A 10,839-nucleotide genomic window follows, 5' to 3' on the forward strand; every position below is an offset into this window, starting at 1 on the left:
TTTTTACTCCTGTTAAACGGCGCGGCGAACGCGCTGTGAAGCCAACAAAATCAACAGCAACGACAGCAGCGCACTACCCAGTGCGCCGACCAACAGTGCATCGAAGCCGCCGAAAGACTCAATCAGATAACCGGCCAGCGTTGGTCCAATCGCCATGCCACCGCCAATCACCAGATTGATGTTGTTCATGAGTTTGCCGTTGTTATCCAACCCGGCAACGCGGGCCAAAATAAACGGCAGTACAAAGGTCCAGGTGAACTTGAACAGCACTGCGGCGGCGGCGAAACGCAGCAGCAAGGGTTCCCTGAACAACAGCCCAATACCGGCGATCAATAAACCGTAACTCAGCCAAATCAGCGTGTTGCCGCCACGGCGTGCACTGATTAACGCGGCACCACCGGCACCAACGATGCCAAACAGTGTGGCGGCGGCCAGTACCTGACCGCTGTTGACCGGCGAGAGGCCCGCGGCGGCGGCGATGCTGCCGATAAAGGTCCAGACTGCGCTCAGGCTGATATAAAAGGTCAGTACGGACAGTACGGCGAAGGCTTTACGGATCCAGGGAGTTGCTGCGGTTTGGACTGCGGTATGCGCAGGGTGAAATCCAGTAGGGAAGGCGCGGATCAGTAGCAGGCAACACAGCATGATGGCTGCCAGAATCAGATAAACCGCCATCAGGCCAAAATGGGCAAACAACGGCGGCAGTACCAGCAACCCGACGGTCCCCAGTACCAGTTGTCCCAGTACCCACAGAGCGTAGACCCGGCTCGGATTAGCGGTGCTGGCGGCGCAGGTGATACACAGGATCATCAGCGTGCCGCCCGCGAGCGAAGCGACAAAGCGTAGCCCCAGGAGCAGGCTGAAATCACTGACCAGTGCCGAGGCCAGATTTCCGACAATAAATACCGCTGCCGCCAGCGCCGCGATTCGACGCCAGTTAACGCGCCCAATCCACCACCAGGCGGGCAGGGTCGCCAGGCTCATTGCGCCCAGTTCGGTGGAGAACAGGTGCCCGATTTGCGCAGGAGTGAGGTGCCATTGGCTGGCTAATTGTGCTGCTACCGCTGGGGCAGTCATCAGGATGCCCGGCGCAATGGCGGCAAAGATAATAATGGCAGTCAACAGCCGCGGCGGGCAGGGGAGAGCCGCCCCGGCAGCGGGTACAGAAACGGAATCACTGGACATAATAATTATCCCCGCAGGTTAAGCCTTAATCAGATATACCCGCGATGCCGTGTTTGGGGCAGGCGGACACCGCGCCATGGATGGCGAATAATTAACGCGTTGAATTAACAACGCCATAACTGATTGCTATGACTACAGTTTCATTAATTAACCGTGGGCAATAAAGCTGCTGGCCACTAATTCGGTACGATTTACCACGTCGGTTTTGGCAAATATATTACGCATGTGGGTTTTCACCGTTGACAGTGAAATACCCAATTTCAGCGCAATACGTTTATTGCTCGCCCCTTCGCGCACCATATTCACGATTTCTTGCTCTTTGGCGGTCAGTAATTGGGCTTCCCCTTCAGGCAGCAGATCGCGGGTGGCCAGTTCGATCAACGGCATAACCGCCCGCAAGCGGCTACGTTCCAGCTCGGTAAAGGGGGTATCGCGGATCAACGACACGCCGGCGACGATGCGTTTGCGCTGGCGGATAAATATCTCGGTCATGTCGCGCATGTCATTGGGCAGCATAAAATCATGATAGTAATGACGATTATTGGCAATCGCCATCGGGCTCATACCGACCATATTGATATCCTGATGGTGGAAATTGGCCGGTTTGAGTGGGTCGATTTGCTGGAAATGATTCAAATACTGCTGATGGGTTTTATCGGAAATGCCATGCAAAATATAGTGATCCGGCCGCAAATCTGAATTCACCAAATAAAATACCCCAGCGGACACCGGGATCAGGTGTGCAATGGTGGTCAGACAGCTAGTGATAAAGGCATCAGGTGATGCAGTGTGCATGATTCATTTCCTCCCTTTACCCGTCGTCTTTAAAGCCGCAGCGTGATTAGCGGCAACGTTAAATTCATTGGGTATGTCATTCAGGTACTGGGACGGTACGTGTATCTGTATACAATATGAACGATACAAGCATAGTTGTAGCAATTTCGCAACACAATAAAAACATATTAACAACGTGAGCCTGATTGCAATAAAATACATAAATAACAAGATGACACTTGGCTCATTATCGCGGTCTTTACTCAATTTCCTGTCTGTTTCGTTAATACATTAATGAAATTTTTGTGACGTTTTCCCGCTGAATTTACAGCGGTTTCCCCTCTTTCCTCAGTGCGGACACCTTTGCGTTCTGCGTGCTACATCTCGGCTTCTTCATTCCGGCGCCTCGTTCTTAAGAACGATAGCCAGGCTTTTCCATTGCTTCCTACACTGCCAAAAACCGCTCAGGCCATGCTTTGAAGATAACGGCAGCCGACGGAAAAAGGATAAGACGAAAAAACTATGACCTTTCTCGGGCTGAGGTGTTTGGTTGTTCAACCCGAATGACAATGCAGGGGATGAGGTGATGATGAAGAAGAAAACACTCGCGGTGGCGCTGGGTAGCGCACTGTCGGGGATGGCTCATGCGGCAGACACTGGGCGTCCCAACGTGCTGATAATTTTGGTCGATGACATGGGCTATTCCGACATTAGCCCATTCGGCAGTGAGATCCCCACGCCCAACCTGCAGGCACTGGCCGAGCGAGGGGTGCGCATGAGCCAGTATTATACTTCGCCGATGTCTGCCCCAGCACGTTCGATGTTGATGACTGGCAATACCAACCAACAGGCCGGTATGGGCGGCATGTGGTGGTACGAAAGCACGGCGGCGCAGCCGGGTTATGAAATGCGACTGACCGACCGGGTGACCACGATGCCTGAACGTTTCCGGGACGCTGGCTATGCCACCATGATGGCGGGTAAATGGCATCTGGGCTATGTCGACGGTGCTAAACCAACCGATCGCGGTTTCGAACGCGCTTTTGCCTTTATGGGGGGCGGTACCAGCCATTTCGACGATGCAAAACCGCTAGGCACTGTCGAAGCCTTTCATACCTTCTACACCCTGAATGGCAAACGCGTCTCGCTGCCGCAGGATTTCTATTCCAGCAAGGCCTACGCCACCCAGATGGAGCAGTGGATCAGCGATACGCCGAAGGATAAACCTATCTTCGCCTATCTGGCTTTCACCGCCCCGCACGATCCGTTGCAGGCACCGGATGACTGGATCGCAAAATTTGACGGCAAGTATGATGCCGGTTACCAGCAGGCCTATCAGCAACGTATTCAGCGGTTGAAGGCATTGGGGATCATTTCCGATAACACGCCGATGCCGACGCTGGCACTTGATAAAGCCTGGAAAGACATGACGCCGGAGCAACAGAAATACGCGGCGAAAACCATGCAGGTGTACGCAGCGATGATTGCCTATATGGACGATCAGGTCGGTGGGGTACTGAAGACGCTGAAACAAACTGGGCGTGATAAGAACACGGTGATCATCTTCGCCACCGACAACGGCGCCAACCCGGCCAGCGGCTTCTACTACGGTTCGAAGCCGGAATATTGGCAGCAGTTTGACAACAGCTACGCGAATATTGGCCGCAAGGGTTCCTTTATCTCTTACGGGCCACACTGGGCTAACGTCAGCAATGCGCCTTACGCTAACTATCATAAAACCACCAGCGCGCAGGGTGGGATCAATACTGACTTCATCATTTCTGCACCGCAGCTGAAAGGACGCGGTGGCATCGATAAAACGCCCATGGCGGTGTATGACATCGCACCGACGCTCTACGACTACGCTGGTATTGATGCCAGTAAGCAACTGAAGGGAAAACCGACGCTGCCGATGGTTGGCGTCAGCTTCAGGCGGTATTTCAGCGGTGATATCGACACTGTACCGCGCTCGACCTACGGCGTTGAGCTGCACAATCAAGCTGCCTTCGTGGAGGGCATCTGGAAGCTGCGACGGCTGGTGAAAGCCGGACCGACGGCGCAAATGGCCCCTTGGGGGCTGTTCAACTTACAGAACGACCCCCTCGAAACACAGGATGTGGCTGCCGCCAACCCCGAGCGGGTTAAGCGGCTGAGTGAGGAATACCAGCAGTACGCTGATAAAGGCATGGTGATTGAAGCTAAAGGCGAAGCGATTGATTACCTTGGGGTGGACGCTAAATCCGGCAACTATATTGGTCTCGATCCAGTTACCCATAAGCCTTTACCTGAGGCAGCAGAATGAACCTGACTCAACTGCGTGCGCAGCAGATCCCGGTTGCCGTCGAACCGCGTGCGGCGGTGCCGTTCCATCTGTTGGTCAAACCGATCGGGGCTGGCTGTAATCTGGCCTGCAACTATTGCTATTACCCGCAGCGGCAGGGCGAGCGAACGCAAAAAATGGACGACGGGCTGCTCGAGGATTTTATCCGGCGCTATATTGCCGCCCAACCGCGCTACAGCCGCGAGATTAACTTTGTTTGGCAGGGCGGTGAGCCACTGCTGGCAGGTATCGGTTTTTACAAACGGGCCCTGGCGTTGCAGCAAAAATATGCGCTTTCAGGCGTCAGGATCAGCAACAGCATACAGACCAATGGCACATTGCTGAATGCCGCATGGTGTCGGTTGTTCAAACAGCATGATTTCATCATCGGCGTCAGCCTTGACGGCGACCGACAGATCCAAGACGCGCACCGTCCGGATAAGCGTGGCGACAGTAGCTATGACGATGTTCTGCGCGGTATTGCGCTGCTGCATCGGTATCACATCGAGTTCAACCTGCTGGTGGTGGTACATGACGGTGTGGTGGATCGGGCACAGGCGATGTACGACCATTTTGTCGCCCTCGGTGCACGTTACTTGCAGTTTCAGCCACTGATGCTGGAAGGTGACGCCCCGGATGCCGGGTACGGATTGAGCGCCGCCAACTGGGGGCGTTTTATGTTAGCGATTTACCGTCGTTGGCGTGGGCAGGGGCATTGGGGGAAGGTGTTTGTGATGAACATCGAACATGTTTACGCGCAGTACTTCACCCAAGTCAGCCCCAGTTGCGTGCATGCTGAACGCTGCGGCGGCAATTTGGTGATGGAGCCGGATGGTCGCCTCTACGCCTGCGATCATCTGATGGACGCACAGCATTATCTGGGGCATTTCGATCAGCACACGTCCTTCGCGGATTCTGTATCGGCGGCAACAGCCATGGCATTCGGTCAGGTCAAAAGTCTGCGTCGCGAATGCCAGAGTTGCAGCGTGAAAAGTGTCTGTCAGGGCGGCTGCCCGGCGCATATCGGTGCGGATCGCTACAACCGGCTGTGTGCGGGTTATTACGCCTTCTTTTCTGCACTGCTTGAGCCGTTGCGTGCTTACCCGCGTAGCCCGCAGGGCGCCATGCAATGGCGCATTGCTGTGAGCGGCAGCACAGCTTGAGTTCCTCTCGTCCTTAAGGACGATAGTCAGCATTTTCTATTCCTCTCTATAGTGATATTGCCGCCACTGGCGACGTAAAACCTGCAAATGCACCATCAGGGCAAAACGATAAAACTATAAGAGGAAATAACCATGAACCTGTCGTCGCGGCTTCACGCCCACCTTGAGCGGGGTAAGGTCGGATTCCCCACCACGCTGGCCAGTTCGGTCGGGGTGATTATGGCCAGTCCGGTGATCCTCACTGTCACCAGTGGTTTCGGTATCGGCGGCGACACCTTCGCGCTGGCGATGTTGATCGCTTTTATTATGATGCAGGCCCAGCTCACCACTTTCTCCGAGGCGGCGGCGATATTGCCGACCTCCGGCTCGGTGTACGACTACATTGCCTGTGGCATGGGGCGCTTTTTTGCCATCACCGGCGCGCTGTCAGCCTACTTGATCGTGCATATCTTTGCCGGTACCGCGGAAACCATTCTCTCCGGCATCATGGCGCTGGTGAATTTTGAACACCTCAATACCCTGATGGAAACCCACAATGCGTCCTGGATGGTCGGGGTCGGGCTGGTGATCGTATTCGGGTTACTTAACGCATTCGGTATTGAGGCGTTCGGCAAAGCGGAAATCGTGCTGACGTTCGCTATGTGGAGCACGCTGGTGATCTTTGGCATTGCTGGCTTGCTGTCACCGCATGCGGTTCCACTGGAAGGTTGGTTTGGCAGTACGTTGAGTCTGAGCGATCCGTTCGCTGTGTTTAGTCTGATTGGCATGGCGATGTTCATGTTCGTCGGCTGTGAGTTGGTTACGCCGATGGCGCCGGAGATCAAACGTTCCGCCAGTGTGATCCCGCGTGCGATGTCGCTGGGCTTGTGCGGCGTGGCGGTTTGCATGGCGCTATACGGTGCGGCACTCAGTCATCAGGTGGAAAACGTGGTAGTGGATGCTGCTAATGGCGTTCACCTGCTGGATACACCGATGGCGATCCCGGCCTTTGCTGGTCAGGTTATGGGGGAGTTCGGCAAATACTGGCTGGGCGTCGGGCTGTTACTGGCCGGGGCGGCGACCATTAATACGCTAATGGCGGCCGTGCCACGTATTCTGTATGGCATGGCGTTGGACGGCGCGCTGCCACGTATCTTCGCTTATCTGCACCCGCGCTTTAAAACCCCGGTGGTGGGGATTTTGGTGGCGGTGCTGATCCCTTGCGTACATGCCTTTGCCATTCAGGGCAATCTCGATCGCATTATACCTTTGGTGTTGGCGGCAGTCTGTGCCTGGGGCGTGGCCTACCTGCTGGTGACCTGTTCGGTAGTGATCCTGCGTATTCGTCGTCCAGACTTGCCGCGTGCTTATAAATCACCGTGGTTCCCATTGCCGCAAGTCATTTCCAGTGTGGGCATCGTGTTGGCGATTATCTATATCACCCCGCCGGGCATGAACCCACGTGCCGTCTACATTCCTTTCAGCATCATGATCGGCCTGACCGCAGCCTATGCGCTGTTCTGGACCCTGTGTGTGCAGAAGGTCAACCCGTTCAAACCGGTGCCAGTTGAGCAGGTGCTGGAAACTGCTTTTGCGAAAGCAGAAAACGAGGAGGCGCAGTTTGATCGGCTTACTTCCCTCACTTAACCGCCTTTGGCAGCGCGCGCCAACCGGCTATCAGCCAGGGGTGACCCTCAGTCGCCTGGCAAGCAACCTGCAGCCTTATGCCTGCGAGCGGCTTTCGCCCTGTTTGCTGCGCCTGACGTTGCCACAGGGGCCAGTGATCGACATTAGTGAACAGGTTAGCGCGTTGTTTATGGCGCATATCGTCAGCCATCGTTTCCTATTGCAGGGCGACTGCTCGCTGAAAGCGCCCCTGACGCTACGCATTACCGCAGGCGGTTGGCTACGTCGACGCGGTGTGGTGTATCGCGCCCGTCGAGATGATGCCATAGCACAGCAGGTGATTGCTGCCCTACAGCGTTATCCGCAAATAGACCAAACGTTGGAGCAACTTGATTTCCGTCGTATTCAATTGACGGTGGTCGCTGGCCGTTGGCGGTTGGAGATAGAGCATTTTGCGGCATCCGAGGTGGTCAGTCGGTTGCCGGCGGGGCGCCGTTATCTGCGGTTGGAGCCGGAGCAGCGGCGGCTACTGTTGAGCAGTTTGCTGATGATCGGCCAATTGATGGAGAAACTCGATGAGTAGAGTCGTAGTGATTACCGGTGGTGGCACAGGTGTGGGTGCCGCTTGTGCCCGATTACTGGCGGATAACGGAGACCGTGTGTTTATCATCGGCCGACGCCGTGAACCCTTGACGGCGCTGGCGGACGAGATTGGTGTACAGGCTTTGGTGGGCGACGCGTCCAGCGGGGACAGTTGGAAATCCGTGTTGTTACCGGCCATTTTACAGCAGGCTGGGCGCATCGACTGCCTGATAGGGAGCGCAGGTGGCATGGGATTGGGGCGCATTACCGAGATGAGTGATGACCACTGGCGGCAAGCGCTGGACAGCAATCTCAACAGCGCCTTCGCCAGCGCCCGAGCCTGCCTGCCGGAACTGGTTAAAACGGGCGGCAACCTGTTGTTTGTCGCGTCTATCGCGTCACTGGCTGCCGGGCCAGAGGTCTGTGGCTATGTCACCGCCAAACACGCTTTGATCGGGTTGATGCGCTCTATCGCCCGTGATTATGGCCCACAAGGCGTGCGTGCCAATGCCGTCTGTCCGGGTTGGGTCACAACCCCGATGGCGGATGAAGAGATGCTGCCGTTGATGGCTGCGCACCAACTTACGCTGGAACAGGCCTACCAACATGTCTGCCGTGACGTGCCGCTGCGCCGTCCTGCCAGCGCCGAAGAAATTGCCGGCATCTGTCGTTTTCTCTGTTCGCCGGAAGCGTCAATCATCACCGGCGCGGCGCTTGTAGCCGACGGCGGTTCAACCATTGTTGACGTACCGACATTGGCTTTCACTTCTCTATAAGGAGCATCACATGAGTTCAGAAGCGGTATTTATTCAGGTTGGCGCGTTGGCGGAAGGTTTTGCACCGCACAGCAATACACTGGAACAACAACACGGACTGAGCGGCAGTGCGCTAGCATTGCGCTTTACCGATGGGGAAATGCTGAGCTGTCATTTTGTCGATGAGCAAACGCTGAGTTGGGGTGAATACCGTGGCATTGCTTATCGTGCCACCAGTATTCGTCCCGGCATTTTATTTATCGATTTTCTCGATCCCGCACAGGATAACGCCAGTATCACGCTGGTGTGCGATCGCAATCAGGGCAATTTTACTGCGGTGTATGGCCAATTGCCGGATGAGGAGCAAACCCGTTTGGACGCCTTTAGCCGCGTTGAGCAGGGGCTGCCGCTGACGGCCGTCAACGCCGAATTCCAATTCGGCACATTGGATGGTGCCACGGTTGCACCACCGCATTTCACCGACGAGTTGATCGGTATGCGCAATATGTACACCTACAGCCCGACAGAGCGTTACGAACATATCTACCTGAACGACAATTTCTACGCCTGGCAGTGTCTGGATGGTGTGGAGAAAGGGCTGGCGGATGTGGATCGTTGTCATTACGTGAAAGTGGCTGAAAAACTCTACCTGTTCGTCTGGCGCGAGAAGATCGTGCCGACGTTAGGGGTGGTGATGATCGATCTGCAAGGCATGCGGACTGACGGCAAGATCCTCGGTTATCAGGGCAGCGATTTCAGTGCGCTGAGCAATTTTGCGGTGGGCGCTCATGCGCAAGTGCTGAACACGACCCGCCATCCACGGGGATAAGCCGATGAAGACGACGTATGCGGCCGATGCCTTCAGCGGCAAGGTAGTGTTGGTGACTGGCGGTGCGCAGGGTATTGGGCTGGCGATTGTCAGCGCCTTTGCCCAACTGGGTGCGACGGTGGTGATGGCGGATCTGCAACTGCAAAAAGCGCAGGAAGCGGCCGAGACGCTGCAACAACAGGGTTGGCAGGTGCAAGCGATGGCCTGCGATCTGGCCGATCCAGGGCAGATTGCCGAATGGGTAGCGGCGGTGGGGCTACGTTATCAGCGGCTGGATGTTGTGGTCCACAATGCGGCTTATTTCCCGTTGACGCCGTTTGCCGAAATAGATGCTGTGCTGTTGCAACGTACGCTGAGCGTCAATCTGATGGCACCGTTCTTTCTGGCGCAGGCGGCGTTACCGTGGATGCAGCGCCAGGGCGGCGGTTGCATTCTGGTGACCTCATCGGTGACCGGGCCACGGGTGGCTTATCCTGGGTTGGCGCACTATGCCGCCTCCAAAGCTGGGGTTAACGGTTTTATTCGCGCGGCAGCGTTGGAGCTGGCAGAGGCAGGCGTACGGGTTAACGGCGTAGAGCCAGGGATGATCCGCACACCGGCGATGGCCAACCTGGGGGGGACTGCGCTCAATCAGGCGATTGCCGCCGCAGTGCCGCTGGGACGGCTGGGAGAACCTGAAGACATCGCTGCTGCGATGGTGTTCCTGGCCTCACCGGCGGCGGCCTACATTACCGGGCAGACGCTGGTGGTGGATGGCGGCGCGTTGTTACCTGAAGCCCATCCTCTAACTTGAAGGTAGGGGACGAACATGTTCGTCCCGATTGATACGGGCGCAGCACGCAGCGCCCGTACGGAGGAAATGTTTGAATCACTTTTTTGTTGGATGGGCGGTCACGTTGGCGGGCAGTTTATCCCCCAGGGTGATCAGTTCGTCCAAGAGTGCCATTAGTTGGCCCATCTTCTGCTGCGAAAACGCAGCTTCAATCTCACCGTACCCCTGTTCTACCTGATGGCGAGCCACCTCATACAATTCCTGGCCTTGCTGGGTCAGTGAAACGTAGAGCTTGCGCTGATCGTTAACCGGCTTCAGGCGGAAAATAAGCTTATCGCGCTCCATGCGCGACAAGATGCCGGTCAGGCTGGGGCGCAAGATGCAGGTTTCTGCTGCCAATTCATGGAACTCAATAGAGCGGCTATTGGCCAGCACGCGAATGATACGCCACTGCTGTTCCGTCAGATTATGGCTTTTCAGGATCGGGCGGAAAAACCCCATGGCGGTTTCACGCGCCTGCAGCAGGGCAATAGTTAAGGATTCATGCATAGATTTAGCCTTTGCTATCAAGGTGTTTGTTATTCCGGCGTTGATCGCTGGGAACGCAATATGCTGCCTGGATTTATTAATAACTTAATAGTAGCCAAGTTTACCTTGCCGGATAAAGCGAAAATGCACCTGCGGGTGGAAAAATCGCCTGAAAATGATTAATACGTTGAATAATCACGCTAATGTTCACTGTTTGTGAATATTTTGTTATCACGATCACAAATCAACCCACCCGCGTTGCGTAAAAGCTGAACAGCGTATAAAAGTAATCATTAACATATTAATGAATGCCGGTTGTCATGTTC

10 protein-coding genes are annotated in these 10,839 nt (G+C 55.4%); 7 read left to right on the forward strand and 3 right to left on the reverse strand.

Going from position 1 to position 10,839, the window contains the following annotated elements; genetic code table 11:
• Positions 1-12: 12 nt before the first annotated feature.
• Positions 13-1,185 (reverse strand): MFS transporter, encoded by a 1,173-nt coding sequence (locus tag SGBXF1_RS02755; protein ID WP_186427783.1) that lies wholly within the window; start codon positions 1,183-1,185, stop codon positions 13-15.
• A 147-nt stretch (positions 1,186-1,332) separates the two neighbouring features.
• Positions 1,333-1,980: a response regulator transcription factor gene (locus SGBXF1_RS02760; RefSeq protein ID WP_037424234.1), complete on the reverse strand. Its 648-nt coding sequence runs from the start codon at positions 1,978-1,980 to the stop codon at positions 1,333-1,335.
• Positions 1,981-2,548: 568 nt separating this feature from the next.
• Here SGBXF1_RS02760 and SGBXF1_RS02765 point away from each other — a divergent pair.
• From SGBXF1_RS02765 to SGBXF1_RS02795, 7 genes are all read left to right on the forward strand, one after another.
• A complete protein-coding gene (locus SGBXF1_RS02765; RefSeq protein ID WP_186428457.1) occupies positions 2,549-4,261 on the forward strand; it encodes an arylsulfatase in 1,713 nt (570 codons plus the stop codon).
• Positions 4,258-5,442, forward strand: coding sequence for an anaerobic sulfatase maturase (locus tag SGBXF1_RS02770; RefSeq protein ID WP_186427784.1), 1,185 nt, complete (start codon positions 4,258-4,260; stop codon positions 5,440-5,442). Before SGBXF1_RS02765 ends, SGBXF1_RS02770 begins: the two co-directional genes overlap by 4 nt.
• Before the next feature lie 132 nt (positions 5,443-5,574).
• A complete protein-coding gene (locus SGBXF1_RS02775) occupies positions 5,575-7,068 on the forward strand; it encodes an APC family permease (RefSeq protein WP_186427785.1) in 1,494 nt (497 codons plus the stop codon).
• Positions 7,043-7,630 (forward strand): DUF3156 family protein, encoded by a 588-nt coding sequence (locus tag SGBXF1_RS02780; protein WP_061807417.1) that lies wholly within the window; start codon positions 7,043-7,045, stop codon positions 7,628-7,630. Before SGBXF1_RS02775 ends, SGBXF1_RS02780 begins: the two co-directional genes overlap by 26 nt.
• On the forward strand, positions 7,623-8,405 hold the full coding sequence (locus SGBXF1_RS02785; RefSeq protein WP_061807416.1) for an SDR family NAD(P)-dependent oxidoreductase: 783 nt from the start codon (positions 7,623-7,625) through the stop codon (positions 8,403-8,405). Before SGBXF1_RS02780 ends, SGBXF1_RS02785 begins: the two co-directional genes overlap by 8 nt.
• Positions 8,406-8,415: 10 nt before the next feature.
• Positions 8,416-9,213 carry a MoaF C-terminal domain-containing protein gene (locus SGBXF1_RS02790; RefSeq protein ID WP_186427786.1) on the forward strand — a complete coding sequence of 266 codons (798 nt, stop codon included), beginning with the start codon at positions 8,416-8,418 and terminating at the stop codon, positions 9,211-9,213.
• Positions 9,214-9,217: 4 nt separating this feature from the next.
• Positions 9,218-10,006 carry an SDR family oxidoreductase gene (locus SGBXF1_RS02795; RefSeq protein WP_037424220.1) on the forward strand — a complete coding sequence of 263 codons (789 nt, stop codon included), beginning with the start codon at positions 9,218-9,220 and terminating at the stop codon, positions 10,004-10,006.
• Between the two features lie 75 nt (positions 10,007-10,081).
• Here SGBXF1_RS02795 and hpaR read toward each other — a convergent pair whose 3' ends face one another.
• Positions 10,082-10,534 (reverse strand): homoprotocatechuate degradation operon regulator HpaR, encoded by a 453-nt coding sequence (gene hpaR / locus SGBXF1_RS02800; RefSeq protein WP_061807414.1) that lies wholly within the window; start codon positions 10,532-10,534, stop codon positions 10,082-10,084.
• Between the last annotated feature and the right edge of the window lie 305 nt (positions 10,535-10,839).

It is taken from the genome of Serratia grimesii (genome assembly GCF_900186025.1).
Classification (GTDB): Bacteria; Pseudomonadota; Gammaproteobacteria; order Enterobacterales; family Enterobacteriaceae; genus Serratia; species Serratia grimesii.